Source organism: Burkholderia sp. 4NA327C6, from assembly GCF_005502655.1.
Lineage (GTDB): Bacteria > Pseudomonadota > Gammaproteobacteria > Burkholderiales > Burkholderiaceae > Burkholderia > Burkholderia contaminans.
Map to the genome: position 1 here is coordinate 136,516 of NZ_SCNZ01000005.1, position 19,146 is coordinate 155,661.

The 19,146-nt window shown below is 66.6% G+C and carries 20 protein-coding genes and 1 pseudogene; 16 read left to right on the forward strand and 5 right to left on the reverse strand.

Annotated features, from left to right (window positions below):
* The first annotated feature begins 183 nt into the window (after positions 1-183).
* The 13 genes from FFS49_RS07180 to FFS49_RS07240 all read left to right on the forward strand — a co-directional run bounded on the left by FFS49_RS07180 (position 184) and on the right by FFS49_RS07240 (position 11,514).
* Positions 184-795 carry a sigma-70 family RNA polymerase sigma factor gene (locus FFS49_RS07180; RefSeq protein ID WP_105817063.1) on the forward strand — a complete coding sequence of 204 codons (612 nt, stop codon included), beginning with the start codon at positions 184-186 and terminating at the stop codon, positions 793-795.
* Positions 792-1,526, forward strand: coding sequence for an anti-sigma factor (locus FFS49_RS07185; protein ID WP_105817064.1), 735 nt, complete (start codon positions 792-794; stop codon positions 1,524-1,526). Before FFS49_RS07180 ends, FFS49_RS07185 begins: the two co-directional genes overlap by 4 nt.
* Before the next feature lie 153 nt (positions 1,527-1,679).
* A complete protein-coding gene (locus FFS49_RS07190; protein ID WP_105817065.1) occupies positions 1,680-2,513 on the forward strand; it encodes a DUF1295 domain-containing protein in 834 nt (277 codons plus the stop codon).
* On the forward strand, positions 2,510-3,610 hold the full coding sequence (locus tag FFS49_RS07195) for a cyclopropane-fatty-acyl-phospholipid synthase family protein (RefSeq protein WP_105817066.1): 1,101 nt from the start codon (positions 2,510-2,512) through the stop codon (positions 3,608-3,610). The genes FFS49_RS07190 and FFS49_RS07195 overlap by 4 nt, the downstream gene beginning before the upstream one ends.
* Entirely contained in the window at positions 3,607-4,227 is a 621-nt protein-coding gene (locus FFS49_RS07200) for a lipocalin family protein (RefSeq protein ID WP_105817067.1), read from the forward strand. Before FFS49_RS07195 ends, FFS49_RS07200 begins: the two co-directional genes overlap by 4 nt.
* 92 nt (positions 4,228-4,319) lie before the next feature.
* Positions 4,320-5,624, forward strand: a complete 1,305-nt coding sequence (locus tag FFS49_RS07205) for an FAD-dependent oxidoreductase (protein ID WP_105817068.1) — start codon at positions 4,320-4,322, stop codon at positions 5,622-5,624.
* Entirely contained in the window at positions 5,621-6,475 is an 855-nt protein-coding gene (locus tag FFS49_RS07210) for a DUF1365 domain-containing protein (RefSeq protein WP_105817069.1), read from the forward strand. Before FFS49_RS07205 ends, FFS49_RS07210 begins: the two co-directional genes overlap by 4 nt.
* Positions 6,472-7,689: a cyclopropane-fatty-acyl-phospholipid synthase family protein gene (locus tag FFS49_RS07215; RefSeq protein ID WP_105817070.1), complete on the forward strand. Its 1,218-nt coding sequence runs from the start codon at positions 6,472-6,474 to the stop codon at positions 7,687-7,689. The genes FFS49_RS07210 and FFS49_RS07215 overlap by 4 nt, the downstream gene beginning before the upstream one ends.
* 1 nt (position 7,690) lies before the next feature.
* A complete protein-coding gene (locus FFS49_RS07220; protein WP_105817071.1) occupies positions 7,691-8,218 on the forward strand; it encodes a chalcone isomerase family protein in 528 nt (175 codons plus the stop codon).
* A 98-nt stretch (positions 8,219-8,316) separates the two neighbouring features.
* Positions 8,317-8,487, forward strand: a complete 171-nt coding sequence (locus FFS49_RS07225; RefSeq protein WP_105817072.1) for a DUF2256 domain-containing protein — start codon at positions 8,317-8,319, stop codon at positions 8,485-8,487.
* Between the two features lie 397 nt (positions 8,488-8,884).
* Positions 8,885-9,862 carry a hypothetical protein gene (locus FFS49_RS07230; protein WP_224755652.1) on the forward strand — a complete coding sequence of 326 codons (978 nt, stop codon included), beginning with the start codon at positions 8,885-8,887 and terminating at the stop codon, positions 9,860-9,862.
* A 99-nt stretch (positions 9,863-9,961) separates the two neighbouring features.
* The gene (locus FFS49_RS07235) at positions 9,962-10,693 is read left to right on the forward strand and encodes a GTP cyclohydrolase I (RefSeq protein ID WP_105817074.1); all 732 of its coding nucleotides are present in this window, start codon (positions 9,962-9,964) and stop codon (positions 10,691-10,693) included.
* Between the two features lie 116 nt (positions 10,694-10,809).
* Positions 10,810-11,514 (forward strand): sigma-70 family RNA polymerase sigma factor, encoded by a 705-nt coding sequence (locus FFS49_RS07240; protein ID WP_039370051.1) that lies wholly within the window; start codon positions 10,810-10,812, stop codon positions 11,512-11,514.
* Positions 11,515-11,596: 82 nt separating this feature from the next.
* Here FFS49_RS07240 and FFS49_RS42520 read toward each other — a convergent pair.
* From FFS49_RS42520 to FFS49_RS07255, 3 genes and pseudogenes are all read right to left on the reverse strand, one after another.
* Positions 11,597-11,722 (reverse strand): annotated as a pseudogene (locus FFS49_RS42520) (succinate dehydrogenase, cytochrome b556 subunit); the annotation flags it as partial.
* A gap of 13 nt (positions 11,723-11,735) precedes the next feature.
* Positions 11,736-12,194, reverse strand: coding sequence for a DUF3429 domain-containing protein (locus tag FFS49_RS07250; RefSeq protein WP_105817075.1), 459 nt, complete (start codon positions 12,192-12,194; stop codon positions 11,736-11,738).
* Positions 12,191-12,943, reverse strand: coding sequence for an SDR family oxidoreductase (locus FFS49_RS07255; RefSeq protein ID WP_039369986.1), 753 nt, complete (start codon positions 12,941-12,943; stop codon positions 12,191-12,193). The genes FFS49_RS07250 and FFS49_RS07255 overlap by 4 nt, the downstream gene beginning before the upstream one ends.
* Positions 12,944-13,239: 296 nt before the next feature.
* Here FFS49_RS07255 and FFS49_RS07260 point away from each other — a divergent pair, with 296 nt between their 5' ends.
* Positions 13,240-14,253 carry an FAD-dependent oxidoreductase gene (locus FFS49_RS07260; protein WP_105817076.1) on the forward strand — a complete coding sequence of 338 codons (1,014 nt, stop codon included), beginning with the start codon at positions 13,240-13,242 and terminating at the stop codon, positions 14,251-14,253.
* Positions 14,254-14,279: 26 nt separating this feature from the next.
* Here the strand turns inward: FFS49_RS07260 and FFS49_RS07265 are convergent, their stop codons facing one another.
* Positions 14,280-15,809, reverse strand: coding sequence for a cryptochrome/photolyase family protein (locus FFS49_RS07265; RefSeq protein WP_105817077.1), 1,530 nt, complete (start codon positions 15,807-15,809; stop codon positions 14,280-14,282).
* Between the two features lie 280 nt (positions 15,810-16,089).
* On the opposite strand from FFS49_RS07265, the gene FFS49_RS07270 reads away from it, so the two are divergent.
* On the forward strand, positions 16,090-17,061 hold the full coding sequence (locus FFS49_RS07270) for a MerR family transcriptional regulator (protein ID WP_105817078.1): 972 nt from the start codon (positions 16,090-16,092) through the stop codon (positions 17,059-17,061).
* Between the two features lie 85 nt (positions 17,062-17,146).
* Here the strand turns inward: FFS49_RS07270 and FFS49_RS07275 are convergent, their stop codons facing one another.
* Positions 17,147-18,106, reverse strand: coding sequence for an alpha/beta hydrolase (locus tag FFS49_RS07275; protein WP_105817079.1), 960 nt, complete (start codon positions 18,104-18,106; stop codon positions 17,147-17,149).
* Positions 18,107-18,520: 414 nt separating this feature from the next.
* On the opposite strand from FFS49_RS07275, the gene FFS49_RS07280 reads away from it, so the two are divergent.
* Positions 18,521-19,081: a DUF2878 domain-containing protein gene (locus FFS49_RS07280; protein WP_226285420.1), complete on the forward strand. Its 561-nt coding sequence runs from the start codon at positions 18,521-18,523 to the stop codon at positions 19,079-19,081.
* Positions 19,082-19,146 lie beyond the last annotated feature (65 nt).

Here is a 19,146-nt window from a genome sequence, read left to right on the forward strand (position 1 = left end):
CGCACGTTGCGGCTGCCTGCATCCGCGCGGACGCGTCGCTCGTATCTGGCTGAAGAGATCACAGCGGGCGTTGCGCTGCACAACGTGCAGCGGACGCGCCACCGATCGCTCGATCACATGTATCCGGGAATGCTATATTTCGCTCGACATTCACATCATGGCGGTCCGCGCCATCCCCTTCGCATGAGCGACACGCCAGGCGGTGCCAGCGGCTTCGATCAGTCAGCCCCTTCGCGCGATGCCGATGCGGATGTCGCGCGCCGCGAACATCTGAACCGGGTGATGCTTCAGGCAGCATCCGGCGATCAGGCGGCTTTCGCGGAGTTGTACCGGCTGACCGCGTCGCGGGTGTTCGGGACGATCGTGCGCATGCTTCACGATCACGGGGAAGCCGAGGATCTCCTCCAGGAGGTCTACACGACCGCATGGCGACGTATCGACGCGTTCGACCCGGCGCGCGGCGGCGCGATGACGTGGCTGATCACGCTGGCGCGCAACAAGACGATCGACCGCTTGCGGCAGCATCGCGACGCGCAACTCGACGACGAGCAGGCGCTGGAGCTTCCCGCCGAAGATCCGACGCCCGCCGCGCTGGCGGAGGCCTCGCAGGAGCGCCTTCGCCTCGAGCGATGCCTCGCGCAACTCGATCCGCAGCAGGGCCGCGCGGTGCGCGAGGCCTTCTTCAGCGGCGCGACCTACAGTGAGCTGGCAGCGCGACTGCGTGTGCCGCTCGGAACCATGAAGAGCTGGATCCGGCGCAGCCTGATGCAGCTGAAGGTGTGCCTGGAGCAATGAATACGCCGGCCGATCACAATCCCGAATTGCGCTGCGCGGAATACGCGCTCGGCGTGCTCGACGCAGACGCGCGCCGCGAGCTGGAGCAGGCCGCCGCGCGCGACCCGGCGTTGCAAGCCACGCTCGAGCGCTGGCAGCGCCACCTCGCCCCGCTCGCGGACGACGTCACGCCCGTCGACCCGCCCGCGCGAACCTGGACGAGGATCCAGCACCAACTGGGCTTCATCCCGCCGTCGCGCCCGCGCAGCGCCGCGCCATCCGACGGATGGTGGAATAGCCTGCGACTGTGGCGCTGGGTCGGCATGGGCGCGAGCGTGGCGGCGCTCGGGCTGCTCACGGTCAACGTGATCCGGGTGGGCGAAGCGCCGCCGCGCCCCGCTGCCGAAGACAGCCACTACATGGCGGCCACGCTAGCACAAGCGGATGGCGTCGCACGGTGGACCGCCACGGTCGACTTGCGGCGTGCCCGGATGGTCGTGGTGCCCGCGAACACGCCGCCGGTCGCCGCGGACCGCTCGACGGAGCTCTGGCTGATTCCGCCGAATGCGAAGCCGATCTCGCTCGGCGTATTCGCGTCGAACGCACCGGCGTCGATGACGCTGCCGCAAGCGATCGTCGCGCGACTCGATGCACGCGCGGTGCTCGCCGTATCGCTCGAGCCTCACGGCGGCTCGCCGAGCGGCCAACCCACCGGGCCGGTGCTCGCCACCGGCGCGATGCACACCACTTGACGCGCGCAACGCGCGCTCGCCCTGTAAACGTAAAGCGCGGCGGCGTGCCGCCCGCTGCCGTCTCTCTCGACGAGATCACGCATCTCGTCGCATTCGTCTGCATCCGATCGGTCGCCGGCTCCGTATAAAGGGTATCGCGCCCTCGGAGCCCGTATGCCCGCCGTCGTCGTTGCCCTCCTCGCCTTCGTCGGACTGATCCTGTCCTTCACGGCGGTATGGATTGCCCAATTGCATTCCCGGAACGCCGGGATGATCGATCCGGTCTGGGCCGCGACGCTCGGCGGCGTAGCCGTGTTCGTCGCCGTGCTGGCTACCGGCCCGGAATTGAATCGTGCGCTCGTCGCCGCCGGCGGCGGCATCTGGGGGCTGCGACTCGCGCGACACCTGTGGCGTCGCAATCGCGGGCAGCCGGAAGACCCGCGCTATCGACAGTTCCGCCTGCAGTGGGGCGACGCCGCGCCGCGCAACATGTTCTGGCTGTTCCAGTTGCAGGCGCTGATCTCGATGCTGCTGTCGATCGCGTTCTTCATCCCCGCCTACAGCACGGCAACCCCGTCCCGGTTCGCGATCGCCGCGGCAGCGGCGATCTGGATCGCCGCGGTCGCCGGAGAGACTGCGTCCGACCGGCAGCTCAAGCGGTTTCTCGCGGATCCCGACCACGGCGGCCAGGTCTGTCGCGCCGGCTGGTGGCGCTATTCGCGGCACCCCAACTATTTTTTCGAGTGCGTGCACTGGCTCGCCTATACGGCGCTGGCGATCGGCATGCCGTGGGGCTGGCTGACGCTGTTCCCGCCACTCCTGATGGCATGGCTGCTGCTCAAGGTATCCGGCTTGCCGCTGCTCGAAGCGCGTCTGGTGCAAAGCCGGCCGGGCTACCGCGAGTACATGCGCACGACCAGCGCCATCGTTCCGTGGCCTCCGAGGCCGGCGCCCGGCCCTTCCCCCACTCGATCCGATCACCCTGAAGACCGGAGCACGCGATCATGACCGCTACCACCTCGCAACCGTCGCCGGCCTCGGCGGCGGCACCCAACGACGCCTGGCTGATTCGCTGCTGCGAGCGCGGCTGGCTGCCGGACCGGCTGATCCGGGCCGGCATGCGCTCGCTCATGCGGCAACGCCTGCGCGACGAACACGCGGATGACGGCGAACGGCGCGCGGCGGCCTACGACACGCTGGTGCGTGAACTGGGCGCGAGCCCGATCGCAATCGAGACGCTCGCGGCGAACACGCAGCATTACGAAGTGCCCGGCAGCTTCTTCGAGGCCCATCTCGGCCCGCGGCTCAAATATTCGTGCGGCTATTACCCGCGCGGCGACGAAACGCTGTCGCAGGCAGAAGAAGCCATGCTGGCGTTGTACGCGCAGCGCGCCAGGCTGGAGGACGGCCAGCGCATTCTCGACCTCGGTTGCGGCTGGGGTTCGCTGTCGCTCTGGCTCGCCGAACGGTATCCGGCCGCGCAGGTCGTCGGCCTGTCGAATTCGCACGGTCAACGCCACTTCATCGAGCGATGCGCGGCGCAGCGCGGGCTGACGAATCTGCGAATCGTCACCGGCAACGTGGTGGAGTTCGACTTCGATCCCGCGGATGCCGGTTTCGACCGCGTGCTCTCGATCGAGATGTTCGAGCACATGAAGAACTACGGGCAACTGCTCGCCAAAATCGCGCGCTGGATGCACGACGACGGCAAGCTCTTCGTGCACATCTTCGCGCACAAGCTGCTCGCCTATCACTTCGCGGTGCACGACGACACCGACTGGATGTCGCGCTATTTCTTCACGGGCGGGACGATGCCGTCGGCCGACCTGCTGCTGCGGTTCCAGGACGACGTGCGCATCGCCCGCCAATGGTGGCTCGACGGGACTCACTACGCCCGCACGGCCAATCAGTGGCTCGCGTCGCTCGATGCGGCGCGCCCCCGGGTCATGCCGATTTTCGAGACGGTCTACGGCGCCGACGCCCGCATCTGGTTCCAGCGCTGGCGGATGTTCTACATGGCGGTCGCCGAGCTGTTCGGCTATGCCGACGGGCAGGAATGGGGCGTCGCCCACTATCTGTTCGACAAGCGCCGGGTTCTCGCATGACGGCCGCGATCGCGTACCGGGTTCTCCGCCGCATCGCCGTCACGGTCGTGACGGCGCTCGCGATCGGAGCCGCCGGGTGCTCGGGCAGCCCGCCGAACCCGAATCCGCGCGCCGCCGTTCCGCTGTCGACCGTACCCGTCGACCTGCCGCGCTACATGGGCCGCTGGTACGTGATCGCGAACATCCCGTATTTCGCGGAACGCCGCTTCGTCGGCAGCCGGGCCGAGTGGCGCCTGCGCGACGACGGCCGGATCGACGACGCATTCGTCGGCCGCAAAGGCGGCTTCGACCAGCCCGAGACGCACTATCGGTTCGTCGACGCCGTCAAGCCCGGCAGCGGCGGCGGCGAATGGCGCGTGCGGCTGTTCTGGCCGGTGTATGTCACGCAACTGACGCTCTACGTCGATCCCGACTACCGGTACACGATCCTCGGCTACCCGGGCAAGACGCTCGGCTGGATCTTCTCGCGCGAGCCGACGATGGACGAGGCCACCTATCGCTCGCTGCTCGCCCGGCTCGATGCGATGGGTTACGACACGTCGCGCTTCAGGCGGGTGCCGCAAACACCCGACCAGATCGGCAAGCCGGGCTTTGCGTCGCCCGGCGATCGCGAATGACCACCGCGCCTGCATCCGCCGCGTGCGGTGCGACGTATATGAGCACATGTGATTCCCGAACCTGCACTTGTGACTGACGGAGACCATTCGCGATGCACCCGGAACTTTCAATGTCGCTGCCCGGCCGGCGGATTGCCGTCGTCGGCGCCGGCATCGCGGGCCTGGCCAGCGCATACTTGCTGGCCCGCCGTCACCGTGTGACGCTGTTCGAGGCCGCCGACTATCTCGGCGGTCACACGCACACGGTCGACGTCGACCTCGACGGCGCACGCCACCCCGTCGACACGGGATTCCTCGTGTTCAACGACCGGACCTATCCGAACCTGATCGCGCTGTTCGACGAACTGGGCGTGGCCGCCCATTCGACCGACATGTCGTTTTCGGTTTCGGTCGACGGCGGCCGGCTCGAATGGGCCGGCAGCAACCTGAACACGGTGTTCGCGCAACGCCGCAACCTGTTCTCGCCGACCTTTCTCGGCATGTTGCGCGACATCCTGCGCTTCAACGCGTCCGCGCAAGATCACCTCGAATCGGCGAGCCGGCAGCGTCTTTCGGTCGGCGAACTGCTCACGGCCGGCGGATACGGCGCATCGTTCCAGCATCACTACCTGCTGCCGATGGCGGCCGCCATCTGGTCGAGCGCGGCCAACGACATCCTGCGGTTTCCGGCGGCGACGTTCCTGCGCTTCTGCCTGAATCACGCGTTGCTGCAGGTCAACAACCGGCCGACCTGGCGCACCGTCGCGGGCGGCGCGCGGCAGTACGTCGAGCGCATCGCCGCGACGCTCGACGACGTGCGCGTGAATACGCCGGTCCGCGCGATACGGCGCGACGACGCGGGCGTGACGGTGGCGACCGATACGGCCGGTCACGAGCGTTTCGACGCGGTCGTGCTCGCGTGCCATGCGCCGACCAGCCTGCGGCTGCTCGCGGATGCGAGCAAGGCCGAGCGCGACGTGCTCGGCGCCGTGCGCTACCAGCACAACGTCGCGGTGCTTCATACCGATACCGCGTTGCTGCCGCGCCGGCGGCGCGTGTGGTCGGCATGGAACTACCTGGGCGGCCGGCCGAGGCGCACGGGCGGCGCATCGCCGGTGTGCGTGAGCTACCTGCTCAACCAGTTGCAGCCGCTGCCGTTCCGCTCGCCGGTCGTCGTCACGTTGAATCCGGTGGACGAGCCCGCGCCCGACACCCAGCTCGGCCGCTACGATTACGAGCACCCGCTGCTCGATCTCGCGGCGGTGGATGCGCAGCATCGCCTGCCGATGCTGCAAGGGCGGCGCAATACGTGGTTTGCGGGAGCATGGACGGGCTACGGGTTCCATGAGGACGGACTGAAATCGGCGTTGCGCGTCGCCCGCAGCTTCGGCATCGCGCCGGCCTGGGCTCGCCCATGAACGCGCCCTTTGCCCGCGACGGCATGGCCGCCCGGCTTCTCGTCGGCACCGTGATGCATGAACGGCTGCGGCCGGTGCGCCATGCGTTCGCGTACCCGATATTCCAGGTCTGCTGCGACGTCGAGCGGCTGGCCGAGATCGACGCCGGCTGGTTCGGCATCGATCGCTGGGCCCCGCTCGCGCTCGCTTCCCGCGACTACGGCCCGCGCGACGGCCGCGCGCTCGGCCCGTGGATGCGCGATGTCCTCGCGCACGCCGGCATTCCCGCCGACGGCCCGATCTGGCTGCAGACGATCCCGCGCGTCTTCGGCTACGCATTCAATCCGGTGAGCTTCTGGTACTGCTACGACCGCGCGGGCCGGCTGCGCGCGCTGTACGCCGATGTGCGCAACACGTTCGGTGCGCACCACGGCTACCTGCTGAGTGCGATGTGCCACGCGCCGATCGACGCCGACACCGTGCTCGTCAGCCGCAAGACGTTTCATGTCTCGCCGTTTTGCGACATCGTCGGGGATTACGCGTTTCGCGTGCGTCAGTGCGGCGACCACCTGAGCGTGGCGATCGACTATCGCGACGACGACGGCCTGCTGCTGCGCACGGCAATCGCCATGCAGTCCGCGCCGCTGACGGCGGCACGCGCATGGCGCGCGCTGGCCCGGCAGCCGCTGAACGCGATCAACGTCGTCATTCGCATTCATTGGCAAGCGCTGCGGCTGTGGCTCGCACGCGTGCCGTTCTACGGCAAGACGCCCCCCGGCCGTCCTGCCGCTGCCGATTCGCCATTGTCCCGTTCGCCGGGCGCGTCGCCACGCGGCCGCTCGGCGCTGTCCGATCACGAGGCTCGTCCATGACCTTGCTGCGCCTGCTGTCTCCCGCATCGCAACCGGCGATGCCGCTCTCGGCCCGGTTGTTCATCGCGCTGCTCCGGCAAATCCACGACGGGCACCTGACGCTCGTGACGCCCGAAGGCGCGCAGCACGTGTTCGGCGATCCGCACTGCCAGCCGGCCGCGACGCTGCAGGTCCGCGACTGGCGGGCATGCCGTGCGATCCTGCGCGCGGGCGACATCGGATTCGCGGAAGCGTATCGCGCCGGCTGGATCGACACGCCCGAACTCGTCGCGCTGCTGCGCCTCGCGATCCGCAACCAGCCGGTGATCGCGACGACGGTGACCGGCGGCCGCCTGGCACGCCTCTGGTACGCGCTGCGCCACCGGCTGAGGATGAATACGCGGGCCGGCAGCCGCCGCAACATCCACGCGCACTACGATCTCGGCAACGACTTTTACGGATTGTGGCTCGACGACACGTGGACGTATTCGAGCGCCTGCTTCGACGGCGACGCGCAGCGTTCGCTCGCCGACGCGCAAACGGCGAAGTATCAGCACATCGTCGATTCGCTCGGCCTGCGCGCCGGCATGCGCGTGCTCGAGATCGGCTGCGGCTGGGGCGGGTTCGCCGTGCATGCGGCACGGCAAGGCATCCACGTGCATGGCGTCACCATCTCGCAAGCGCAGTACGCGCTGGCCGCCGAGCGCGTTGCGCGCGACGGGCTGTCCGATCGCGTCACGCTCGAATTGCGCGACTATCGCGACGTCGACGGCCAATACGACGCGATCGTGTCGATCGAGATGTTCGAGGCCGTAGGCGAAACGTTCTGGCCGGTGTACTTCGACACGCTCAGGCAGCGCCTGAAGCCCGGTGCTCGCGCGCTGATTCAATCGATCACGATCATCGATTCGCTATTCGACGCGTACCGCACGTCTAGCGACTTCATTCGCGAGTTCATCTTTCCCGGCGGGATGCTGCCGAGCCCGGAGCGTTTCGTCGATGCCGCGCGGCGGGCCGGCCTGGCCGCCGAACCGGTGCTCGCGTTCGGCGACGACTACGCGCGCACGCTGCGCACCTGGCGGGCCGCGTTCGAGGCGCGCATCGACTCGGTGCGCGCGCAACGGTTCGACGAGACGTTCATTCGCACCTGGCGCCTCTATCTCGCCTATTGCGAAGCGGGATTTGCCGAGCGGCGGACCGACGTGATGCATTTCATCGTGTCGTCGGGCGGCTGACATGAGGCGCCGGCTTGCGATGCTCGCTGCGGCTGCGGCGCTGGCTGCCCCGTTGTCCGCCGGCGCGAGCTGCGTCGACGACATCGCATCGGCGCGACTGATCGGATCCGGCCGGTTCTGCATCCTGGGCATCTGTCTGTACGACGCCCAGCTGTGGGCGCCCCGGCCGCCGGGCGCGTTCGACACGCCGTTTGCGTTGTCGCTGGCCTACCGTCATGACGTGAAAGGCGAGCGGCTCGTCTCGACGGGCATGGACGAGATCGAGCGACTCGCACCCGCGCCGTTGCCGGCTGCGACGCTCGAAGCATGGCGCCGCGATATCGAACGGGCGTTCACCGACGTATCGCGCGGCGACGTGCTGTGCGGTGTGTATGTGCCCGAGCATGGCGCACGCTTCTACACCAACGGCCGCCTCACGGCCGACGTGACCGACCCGGCGTTCGCGCGCGCCTTCTTCTCGATCTGGCTCGACCCGCGTACGCGGGCAAAGTCGTTGCGCCGTCAGTTGTTGGGCGACGATGCGCGCTGATTCGAGGGTGAGTGATGGCGACGGGTCCGGTGTATCGACGCGCCAACGCCGCTCGGCCGGGCAGTTCGTCAGAGATCCGTCTGGATGCGTGATTCGCCATGGTCGACAAGATGCACTTGCCTGAGAAGATCTGCGAGACCTGCGGCTTGCCTTTCAGCTGGAGAAAGAAATGGAAAGCCGCCTGGGACGAAGTCCGATATTGCTCGGAGCGTTGCCGTCGGAATCGGCGGCCGCGCTCCCGCATGAAGCCAAACGCTGCACGTTGGTGACTTCGCGTTGACGAGCCGGTCGCGAGCAGCGCGCGGGCCCGGTTAGCGCTTCGATCCGAGACGGAATGCTCGCGCCTGTTTCGGGGAATCGGGATCGATCGGCGCCGGTGCGCGCATAGGCGCGCTCGTCAGAGCAGTCCTCCCCCTTCCCCGTGGCCGCCTGGTTGCCTACAGGCGGTTCACTCCACCCCGTTTCAACTGCACGACGCTTGCGTGAACGACCGTGGACCGGTTCCCGCCGTATCGACACGCAAATGCGCGACATGGCCAATGCATGCATCGAAATCGCACGCCTTCCGGCGTACTTTCTGGCCCGTTGTGGCACAAATTAACCACCACCCCATTGACCCCGGAAATCGTTTCATACGCCACGCCAACACGAAATTCCCTTGCATAAATGGGCACTCTCGTGCTCGCAACGCAACCTGACAGCACCGACGAGGCAAACGACTCAAAAGAATCCGGTACACATTGTTATGTGAATCACTTTTCCGCTTCACTTTCCGGAAAATTTGCATACAATCCAGCTGTGACGCATGAATCGACCGAGGGAGGCCCCGTGCCAACACGCAATCACGACATCAAGCCGCGCCGGTTTCCGGCGTGTCCGGCTTCATGGATGGCGCGCGTGTCCGTCGCCCCGGCACGCAGCCCGTCACACCACGCCGGTGCGGCACCCGACCGGCCGATTGCATCGCGTTTGCGGGTCGCCGCGCAGCAGCGCGGCCAACGCTGCCGGCGCCGCTCGCCGCAGGTGACCGACCGGTGTGCAAGCGCCAGCCTGCACGGCGCACTGCCCGAGCGGCGATCGAACACCGTCGCGGCTCGCGTGTGTCCCACGCTACTCGTCACGGGCGTCCTGACTGCATCCGACGAAACGATCGAGCAGGCCGGCCTGCACGTCAGCGAGCGCGTCGAGTCGGTGCCGCGGGCGCTACGACAGCCGGGCCCGGCTGTCGACGCCCTGATCGCCGAGGTCTCGTCGTTGCAGATGAATCTGGCGATTCAATTCGTGTCGCTCGCACAGGCGCGCCGTGTCCGCGCGGCCGCGATCATCTATGAGTACGGCAGCGTGCAGGCCCTCGCGTTGATCCGCCTTGCAGGGTTCCACCTGTTTCACTCGGTCGGCGGCCGCGTCGACCAGGCGTTCGTCCTGGCCAGGTTGCAACAGTCCGCCGCCGTCATGCTCGCGGCGAAGCCGACGGCGAACGACCCGATGTTGCGGTTCCGCCGGGACGTCGGCGGCTGGGCCCCGGCAACGCCAATGGGTCCGTCGTGCGCGATCAGGACCGGATCTCCGGTGACGCTGCCGGGCCGCCATGCACGCCCGCGCACGCCTGGTGAGCGCCACCCCGTCGGCGCGTCGTCGAAATAGCGGCGGCGTTCGCCCGGCTTTTACCCAGGAAACACAGGCAAATCATCGCCTCTGTCGCGATCCATCGCATGACCCCCTAACCTCGAGAAACGAACCGAAATGGGCAATTTGATCGACGCTCCCGAACACACCTTGACTGCGATCGACGAGGGCATTCCTCTGTCGCACATCATCCGTCGTCGGCTCGAGAACGCGGGCGTGCGCTTCCATGCAAACGACAACATCGCCGCGCACCTGCGCGACGGAGAACTGGATGCTCTGCAGAACGAAGTGGCGCAGGGAATGGAAGCCGTGCTGCGCTCGCTCGTGATCGATGTCGACAACGACCACAACACGCGGGAAACCGCGCGGCGCGTCGCGAAGATGTTCATCCGCGAAGTGTTCGCGGGCCGCTACGGCGCGGCGCCGGCCGTCACCGAATTCCCGAACGTCGAGCGGCTGGACGAGCTGCTGATCGTCGGGCCGCTCCGCGTGCGCAGCGCGTGCTCGCATCATCTCTGCCCGATCATGGGCCGCATCTGGATCGGCGTGCTGCCGAGCGCCGCGTCGAATCTGATCGGCCTGTCGAAGTACGGAAGGCTCGTGAACTGGGTCATGACGCGCCCGCAGATCCAGGAAGAAGCGGTCAAGCAGATCGCCGATCTCCTCGAATCGCGCATCTCGCCCGACGGGCTTGCCGTCGTACTCGAGGCCGAGCACTTCTGCATGCATTGGCGCGGCACCAAGGACGACCAGGCAAGAATGACCAACAGCGTGATGCGCGGGAAATTTCTCGCGGACGCATCGCTTCGCCGCGAGTTTCTCGCCTTGTTGTCCGGAAAGAATGCGTAATGCGCGCGACAGGCATTCGCGACGAATGCGACGGCACCGTGCCCGGCCATGAGCCGCGCCCGCTCGTCACCGCGGGCGCGCAACAGCACGAAGCGCAAAGCCATACGGAGTTCCCGATGAACTGCTCGCACGATTCGCTCCGCCCGTCGTCCGGCCAGGGTCGATCGACGAAGCCGCATTCAGGCAGGCAGCAACGCCGGGACGCGTCCCGCGCGAGGTCGCGCCCGGGCGGCAGAACCGAATTCACCGCCGATGCGGTGGTTCAGCCCGACGAAGCACCTGACGCGCATGCGGAACTCGACCAATTGCTGTCTCGCGTCGCCGCCGGCGACGAGCACGCGTTCGCGCAGCTGTATCGATTGACGGCGGCGCGGCTGTACGGCGTGATCGTCCGGATGATCCGCGACCGCCACGAAGCGGAAGACCTGCTTCAGGACGTGTTCACGACGGCGTGGCGTCGCGCCGACTCATTCGACGCCGGACGCGGTACGGCGATGACATGGCTGATGACGCTCGCACGCAATCGGACCATCGACCGGATCAGGCAGCACCGCGAGGTTCCGCTCGACGACGAACTGGCGCTGTCGATCCCCGACGAAAACCCGACGCCCGATCTCGGCGCGCAGGCGAGCCAGGAGCGCCTGCGTCTGGAGCGCGGGCTCGCGCATCTGGGCGAACGGCAGGCGTATGTGCTGCGGGAAGCGTTTCATGGCGGCGCGTCGTACGCGGAGCTGGCCGAACGCATGCAGGTGCCGCTCGGCACGATGAAGAGCTGGATTCGCCGCAGCCTGATGCGACTCAAGGTGTATCTCGAGCAATGAGCGCGCGAATCACTTCGCGGTTCGATCGCGCTGCGCGAGTCGGACCGCGCGGCCGTTGAATCGGCATTTGCCGCGGCGGGGGCAGCGCGCCGCCGACTCGATGGAGACGCGACAGCATCGCCGCCGCGGGCCTGCGATATTTCATCGTGATGCCGCCGAATTCGATGCTCCGGCACTCGGGTCGGCGAGCTGTTCGGGAGGTCGCCACGGAAGGATCCGGATCAACCGTTCATCGAAGGCGCGGCGGCCAGCAGCGAGAGACTTGCCACACTCGTCAACAGGCACCGCAACGCGAAATACCAGGCAGGAATGAATTCCTTTCTCCACAGCACGCCGTCGACGGCCGCGCAGGCGACGAGCACGATCGCCATTCCCGTGAGCCGCGCGCCAATGCCCGGCATCATGAGCACGGCCCACGCCATCAATGCGGGGATCACGCTCCACCCGTAGAGAATGCGCTGGCGGGGCGGCGATTCGGATGCGCGCAGCGCGACACCCCAATGCACGGCCCCGACGAACGACGCGATACACGCGGCGTAGTTCAGCAGCGCGTGCACGTAATCGTCATTGGCAGCCGACGCGTGGACACTCAGCCACGACAGCGCGACGAACGGCGCCAGGCCGGCCAGCGCCAACGCTGCGGGAACGCGGTAGCGATGCAGCGCCGCACGCATGATCATGATCTCGGCGAAACGATCAGCGCGCCCTGGCCGCCATCGACGCCGAATTGCTGGCCGGTCACCCATGACGCATCGGCGCTCAACAGGAACGCAGCAAGCGCGGCGGGATCGTCGCCGACGCCGAGTCGTCCGAGCGGATTGGCGTCCGCGAGTCGCTTCGCGACCTGCGGCGCACTCGTCAGACGCGCGGACATCGCCGAGACGATCAGGCCGGGATGAATGCAGTTGACGCGAATCCCGCGCGCCGCGTAGGTGGCGGCCGCCACCTGCGCGAGCGCGCCAACCGCGGCTTTCGCGCTGGCGATGGCTTCATGGTTCGGGAACCCGGTTCTCGACGCGACACTACCGAACAGCACCGCACTGCCCCCGGCCTGGGCGGCGAGCAACATGCGGACGAACGCGCGCAATGCGTTCCATGCCGAGAAGTAATTCGCCGCGAACGCGTCATGCAGTTCGGAATCCGAAGTCGAATGCATCGGCTTGACGACGATCGAGCCGACGCAATGCGCAAGCCCGTCCGGCACACCGAATCGCTCGACGCCTGCCTCGAGCGCCCGATCGAGCGCCGCCGCATCAGTCGCGTCGGCAGGCGCAACGACTACTCGCTCGCGCGACATCGTGTCGGCAAGGGCGCCGAGACTGTCAGCGTGTCGGGCGGTGAGCACCATTGAAACGCCCTTGGCGTCCAGCCGACGCGCAAGCGCGCTGCCAACGGCTCCCGTTGCCCCGCAAATCCAGACAAAAGCCATGACGACTCCTGTTGCAAGCACCCTTCCCGCGCGGCGACTCCGGCTCCTGCGCGCGCGGCGCTCGACGACCGCCGCACGATGCGCGGCCGGGCCGCGACATGCCGTTTATTCACAGTTTCTATTCTATGCCAATTCCCGGCAGGATGAAGCGATATGACGACTCAACATGACTTAACGAGTCAAAATTCACGTGTCACATGCCACAAATATCGGCTTCATATGCCCACTCATGACGTAGAATTCAATATAAGCGCGAAGAATTTGCGCAATATTCTGCATTTTCTAAGACGAATCAGATGACTTCACTTTCCGATTCACCCGCCAACATCGCGATCGTCGGCGCGGGAATCGCCGGGCTGGCCTGCGCGCGCGTCCTCACCGATGCGGGCCACCGAGTGACGGTGTACGAGAAAAGCCGTGGCGTGGGCGGGCGCATGAGCACGCGCCGCACGGACGGCTGGCAGGCCGATCACGGCGCGCAGTATTTCACCGCGCAACATCCGGCATTCGTCGCCGAAATATCGCGATGGGTCGCCAGCGGCGCAGCCGCCCCGTGGGCCGCGCGCGTCGCATCGATCGGCTCGCTCTGGCCGCGGGCACTGCTCGCGCCAGCTCAGCGATATGTCGGCGTGCCGGGCATGACTGCGCCGGCGCGCCATCTGTCGGCCGGAATCGAAACGGTGCGCGAGACGACGATCACGGGGTTGATGCGAGACGTACATGGCTGGCGACTGATCTCGGCCGAGCATCGTGCGCTGGACGCGCGTCACGACGTCGTCATCGTCGCGGTCCCGGCGCCGCAGGCCGTCCCGCTCCTGCAGCGCGCCGAACCAGGTCTCGCGGTGATTGCCCAGCGTACCGAGATGCGCCCGGCCTGGGCCGTGATGGCGCAGTGCGGCCATTTGCCGGACCCGGGATTCGACGCCGCATTCGTCAATTCCGGTCCGCTTGGCTGGATCGCCCACGACACGTCCAAGCCCGGGCGCACCGGCGCGAGCACGTGGGTGCTGCACGCGACACCCGACTGGAGCCAGGCTCATCTGGAGGCGCCGCCCGAGCAGATAACGCGCACGCTGCTGGACGCCTTTCGGGACATCGTGGGCGCCACCGCGGACACGGCAACCGCCCATCGCTGGCGCTATGCCGAGCCGGCGCCGTCGTCTGTCGCGACTCCCGGCCGCTTTGCGTGGCGGGCAGGCCCGCGCATCGGACTGTGCGGCGACTGGCTGGGCGGCGGCAAGATCGAAGGCGCGTGGCTCAGCGGCACCGGCCTCGGCGGCGCGGTGGCCGACACCCTGATCACGCACTGAACGGCGGCGGCCGATGACGGAACGGCCTACAGCGATTCGATATTCCGCACCACAGTGTCCGCCTGCATGCGAATCGCTTCGAGCGCCTCGTCATCAAAGCGCGCGAGCTGCCGATAGACCATCCCGAGCCGGTTGTTGTGCTGCAGCGCGCCGCGGTGCCGGTCGAAAAAATCCCAGTACAGCGCGTTGAACGGGCATGCGCGCGCGCCGGTTCGCGCATTGCGGTCGTACGCGCAGCCCTTGCAGTAATTGCTCATCCGATGGATGTACGCGGCGCTGGAAACGTACGGCTTGGTCGCCATTGCCCCGCCGTCGGCGTATTGACTCATGCCGAGCGTGTTCGGCATCTCGACCCATTCGAACGCATCGATGTAGACACCGAGGTACCACTCATGCACCTCGTGCGGATCCAGCCCGGCCAGCAGCGCAAAGTTGCCGATCACCATCAGCCGCAGGATATGGTGCGCATGCGCGTCTTCGAGCGACTGCCGCAGCGCGTGCGACATGCAGGCCATTCGCGTGCGGCCATCCCAGAACCAATGCGGCAACGGGCGGCGATGACCGAACGCGTTGCTGTTTTCATAGCCCGGCATGCGTGCCCAGTACACGCCGCGCACGAACTCGCGCCAGCCGAGTATCTGCCGGATGAACCCTTCGACCGCGGCAAGCGGCGCCGCGCCGCTGCGATACGCGTGCTCGGCCCGCGCGACGACCTCGCGCGGATTCAACATTTTCACATTGAGCGCGAACGACAGCATCGAGTGGAACAGGCGCCGCGCGCTCCCGTGCATCGCGTCCTGGAACTGCCCGAAAAACGGCAGCGCATCCCGGATGAAGGCGTCGAGGCAGGCGAGCGCTTCGGCTCGATCGACGGGCCAGCGGAAGTCGCCGGCCGACGGCTCCCCGAAGCTGCGCACGCCCGCCGCAACGATCTGTTGCCACAGCGCGCGATGATCGTGATGCGGACGCCAGTCGGCCGGTTCCGCGGGCGAGCCGGGCCATGCCTGGCGGTTTTCGGCATCGTAGTTCCACTGGCCGCCTGCCGGTCGCCCTTGCGCGTCGAGCAATACGCGATGCCGCACGCGCATGCTCCGGTAGAAGCGATCCATGATCCATGATCGGCCGGTTCCGAGCACATGTCCGACCTCGTCGCGCGTCGTATGGAAATGACCGGTATCGACCGCGCGAACCGGCACGTTCGCCGCTGCCGCATAAGCGCTCAGTTGCTGGTCGACCCGCCATTCGTCCGGCAGCAGATACTCGATGCACGCTGCGCCGTGAAGCTCGGCGACACTGTCCAGGTTGGCGGGAATGGCCTGACGATTGAGCGGGTCGTCGATCTCGATGTAGTGCACGCGATGGCCCGCATCGCGCAACAGCGTCGCGAAGCGACGCATCGCCGCAAAGATCGCAATCAGCTTCTGAGCGTGATGGAGCGTGTAGTCGGTTTCCTGCCGAACTTCCATCAGCACGTAGATCGTTTCGGCCCGGACATCGGAAAACCAATGATGATTCGGGTCCAGCTGATCGCCGAGGACAAGCCTTAAAGTCTTCATGGGACGCTTCGCGATTGATGATCGCCGCCTGGGTTGTCGAGACACCTGCGCGTGCGCGTCGAACGAAACACCTTGACCCACCGTATGCCCGGCACCGCGCGCGTCCCGACCGACCTCGCGACACCGAGCGGCACCGCTTCGAAGCATTCTAGCCGGCTCGCGCTTCGCGAACCACCTTTTCGGACGAAAATCCGCACGTTGAATCACTTTCCTGCTTCGTATTTCACGCAAACTGCGTACAATCCTGAGACAACAGTACGTCAACTTCAGGAGAGCAACGATGCCCCCTCGCAAGGATCGCGATACGCCCCATCGCTATCGCAGCGGCGAGGCCGCGCGCCTGGCGCGCATGCCGGCAGCCACGCTGAGAATCTGGGAAAGGCGCTATGGCGTGGTTGCGCCGCCCAAAACGCCGTCCGGACAACGGCTGTACTCGGACGACGACGTCCAGCGCATTCGATTGCTGAAAACGCTCGTCAATCAGGGCCACGCGATCGGGTCGATCGCCAGCCTGAGCCGCGAGGAACTCGAGGCGTTGTCGTTGACGAATACGCGTGACCCGGCGTTTCACGAGGCAAGTGTGAGCCTCGCGGTCGTCGGCGCGCTTTCGATTCCGGAAGCCGCGATCGAGCGAATGGGAATCCGGATCGCCGCGCGAATCGACTCCATCGACGACGCGAGCGCGCATGCGGGTACGTCGGTCGATGCCCTCATCGCGACGACCACGTCGCTCCATGAGGATGTCGTTTCGCAGCTCGCTGCCCTGGCGCAACAGCTCAACGCGCACGCCGTGGCCGTCGTATACGGGTTCGGCACGGCAGAAGCGGTCGAGCTGGCGCGTCTGTCGGGGTTCGAGCTGTTCCGGTCGACGGAAGGCCAGACCAACCCGATATCGATCATTTCGAAACTGGCGCAAGCCGTCGTCAAGTCGCGCCAATCGAATGACGCGGATCGCGGGCTCTGGCTGCGCACGCGGCGACGCTTCGACGAGGCGACGCTCGCGTCGCTCAGCGGCCTGTCCACCACCGTCAAATGCGAGTGTCCGCGTCACCTCTCCGAATTGATCATGCAGCTCAGTGCGTTCGAGCGATACAGCGACGAATGCGTGTCGCGATCGCCGGCAGATGCGCTGCTGCACCGCCACCTTGGAGACGCAGCGAACCGGGCAGCCGAATTGCTCGAGACGGCGCTTGCCGTCATTCTCCGCGAAGAGGGATTGGGCGGGACGACGCCGGAACTGAAGGCGCTGTAGCGCGGCACGCGCCGCCGGCTGTTCCAACCTGCCCACGACGGCAGGTGGCGATGCTCTTTCGCGTGCAATGCAGGGCTTGCGTCGATCACTGAGCCGAAACGGAAGAACGAGCCGCTGCGGCAGGCGATGCCGGCGGCCTGCCCGTGGTTCCGGCATTCGACGCATGCGCGACTCGATCCACGAACGCGGAGAGATCGTCGAGCACTGACGCCATCCCTCTCAACGGCGCGCCCAGAACACCGACGATCGACGCATGGCCCACGTTCCGGTAACGCATGACCACGACGGTGTCGCCCTTCTCTTGCAATGCTCGCGCGAAGCGGGTCGTGTTGCCGGGCTCGACCACGGTGTCGTTCTCCGCGGTGGCCAGCCACATCGGCGGCTCCGTACCCTGAATGAACCGGATTGGCTGGCTCGCGGCACGCACTTCCTGCGGGAATATCCTTTCAAGCGTGGTATCGCGCAGCGGCAGGAAATCATAAGCCCCGGCCAGGCCAATCACGCCGGCGATATCGCTCTTCCGCATCGCCTGAGCCGCCAGATAGCGGCCGTCGGTCGCAAGCAATGCGGCAATCTGCGCACCCGCGGAATGCCCCATCAGAAACAGGCGACGGGGATCGCCGCCGAACGCAACCGCGTGCTCGCGTGCCCACGCGACCGCCTGCGCCGCATCGTCGACGAAACCGGGAAAGGTGGTCGCCGGATACGTCCTGTAGTCGGGTAAGACGGCAACAAAGCCCCTCGACGCGAGCGCCTCGCCCACGAACAGATAGTCCTTGCGCTCGCCGGACTGCCAGCTTCCGCCGTAAAGGAACACGACCACCGGGGCGCCCGCACTCGCATCGGCCGGCCAGTGATGCAAGACGCGCGTGGGCAAATAGACGTCGAGCACCTGGCGTTCGCCGGATCCGTACGGGATACCTGCGAACAGACTGAACGTGTAGCTCGGCGTCAGCGCATTCAGGAGCCGCACCGGGCTGCACGCGGAGAGGAGACCGGCCGCGAGCAGCACCGACAGGACGACAAGCCCGGCTTTCATGTTCATGGAGATCCCCATTCCTGACGATTCCGGCCGCATCCGCCGCCTGGTACGAGGTTTACGGCGCTTGCGCGCAAGCGGATGCATGCATCGCATGGCAACCGCGCCCCTTGACGGCATCCAGATCTTTCCTGCGCAAGTGCATCCGTCCGCAACGGAGAGTCGTATGTGAATGGATAGGTGAATCAACGCGGAATGCCGACCATCGCTCGCTGCAAAGCAACCGTCCGGTGGCGAGTCCGCTCGTCGACGATAGTGAGATCCGTCTGCCATGAACGTTCTACCTGCCACTTTCCCCGAGATGCAACGTCGACGTGGCGGCATGGCGACCATGCCGTTACCGATGATCCCGCGCGAACGATCATGAGGAGCGCGCCGAATCAACTGACGTCGAGCACGCAAAAGTCCGGCGCCGCTCGCGTGTACATCTATCTCGCGACGACCCAGGCAGGATGGCTGGTATGCGTGATGACTGCCGCAGCGCATCACGCGGCGTGGGGCGTCACCTATGCGCTGATCGCGACAGCCGGCCATCTTCTCTTCGCGCGTCGGCCCGCATCCGAGGCGCGGATCGTCATCACGGTCACGGTGTCCGGATGGTTATGGGACAGCGCCGTTGCACATTCCGGCCTGCTCGTGTACCCGAGCGGCGTTCTTCTCAACGGTACAGCGCCGTACTGGCTCGCGGGGCTGTGGGCGCTGTTCGCGATTCAACTCAACACCGTGCTGCTCTGGCTTCGGGCGCGACCACTCGTCTCGGCGCTCGTCGGCGCATTCGCAGGCCCCGCATCCTTTCGCGCAGGTGCGGCGCTGGGGGCCGTTCATTTCAAAGACTCGGCTGCAGCGCTCGTCGTTCTCGCAACCGGCTGGGCGTTCATCTTGCCGGCCGCGCTTGCGATTGCAAGCCATTGGGATGGCGTAACGCCCCCTTCTCCTCCGCCAATCGGCGCAGGCGACATGAATGACGCCCGCGCCGGATAGAGCCGGGAGCGTCGCAAGCCAGCGTTATCTCCGATCCCGTTCAAATTGCCAACGTACCTTCTCAG

What these genes read in the sequence shown, in the direction of transcription:
- FFS49_RS07200 (WP_105817067.1), top strand. Translation starts at nt 3,607, where the DNA reads ATGACGGCCGCGATCGCGTACCGGGTTCTCCGCCGCATCGCCGTCACG.
- FFS49_RS07260 (WP_105817076.1), top strand. Translation starts at nt 13,240, where the DNA reads ATGACTTCACTTTCCGATTCACCCGCCAACATCGCGATCGTCGGCGCG.
- FFS49_RS07250 (WP_105817075.1), bottom strand. Translation starts at nt 12,194, where the DNA reads ATGATCATGCGTGCGGCGCTGCATCGCTACCGCGTTCCCGCAGCGTTG.
- FFS49_RS07190 (WP_105817065.1), top strand. Translation starts at nt 1,680, where the DNA reads ATGCCCGCCGTCGTCGTTGCCCTCCTCGCCTTCGTCGGACTGATCCTG.
- FFS49_RS07225 (WP_105817072.1), top strand. Translation starts at nt 8,317, where the DNA reads ATGGTCGACAAGATGCACTTGCCTGAGAAGATCTGCGAGACCTGCGGC.
- FFS49_RS07235 (WP_105817074.1), top strand. Translation starts at nt 9,962, where the DNA reads ATGGGCAATTTGATCGACGCTCCCGAACACACCTTGACTGCGATCGAC.
- FFS49_RS07255 (WP_039369986.1), bottom strand. Translation starts at nt 12,943, where the DNA reads ATGGCTTTTGTCTGGATTTGCGGGGCAACGGGAGCCGTTGGCAGCGCG.
- FFS49_RS07275 (WP_105817079.1), bottom strand. Translation starts at nt 18,106, where the DNA reads ATGAACATGAAAGCCGGGCTTGTCGTCCTGTCGGTGCTGCTCGCGGCC.
- FFS49_RS07195 (WP_105817066.1), top strand. Translation starts at nt 2,510, where the DNA reads ATGACCGCTACCACCTCGCAACCGTCGCCGGCCTCGGCGGCGGCACCC.
- FFS49_RS07215 (WP_105817070.1), top strand. Translation starts at nt 6,472, where the DNA reads ATGACCTTGCTGCGCCTGCTGTCTCCCGCATCGCAACCGGCGATGCCG.
- FFS49_RS07265 (WP_105817077.1), bottom strand. Translation starts at nt 15,809, where the DNA reads ATGAAGACTTTAAGGCTTGTCCTCGGCGATCAGCTGGACCCGAATCAT.
- FFS49_RS07230 (WP_224755652.1), top strand. Translation starts at nt 8,885, where the DNA reads ATGGGCACTCTCGTGCTCGCAACGCAACCTGACAGCACCGACGAGGCA.
- FFS49_RS07185 (WP_105817064.1), top strand. Translation starts at nt 792, where the DNA reads ATGAATACGCCGGCCGATCACAATCCCGAATTGCGCTGCGCGGAATAC.
- FFS49_RS07220 (WP_105817071.1), top strand. Translation starts at nt 7,691, where the DNA reads ATGAGGCGCCGGCTTGCGATGCTCGCTGCGGCTGCGGCGCTGGCTGCC.
- FFS49_RS07240 (WP_039370051.1), top strand. Translation starts at nt 10,810, where the DNA reads ATGAACTGCTCGCACGATTCGCTCCGCCCGTCGTCCGGCCAGGGTCGA.
- FFS49_RS07210 (WP_105817069.1), top strand. Translation starts at nt 5,621, where the DNA reads ATGAACGCGCCCTTTGCCCGCGACGGCATGGCCGCCCGGCTTCTCGTC.
- FFS49_RS07205 (WP_105817068.1), top strand. Translation starts at nt 4,320, where the DNA reads ATGCACCCGGAACTTTCAATGTCGCTGCCCGGCCGGCGGATTGCCGTC.
- FFS49_RS07270 (WP_105817078.1), top strand. Translation starts at nt 16,090, where the DNA reads ATGCCCCCTCGCAAGGATCGCGATACGCCCCATCGCTATCGCAGCGGC.
- FFS49_RS07180 (WP_105817063.1), top strand. Translation starts at nt 184, where the DNA reads ATGAGCGACACGCCAGGCGGTGCCAGCGGCTTCGATCAGTCAGCCCCT.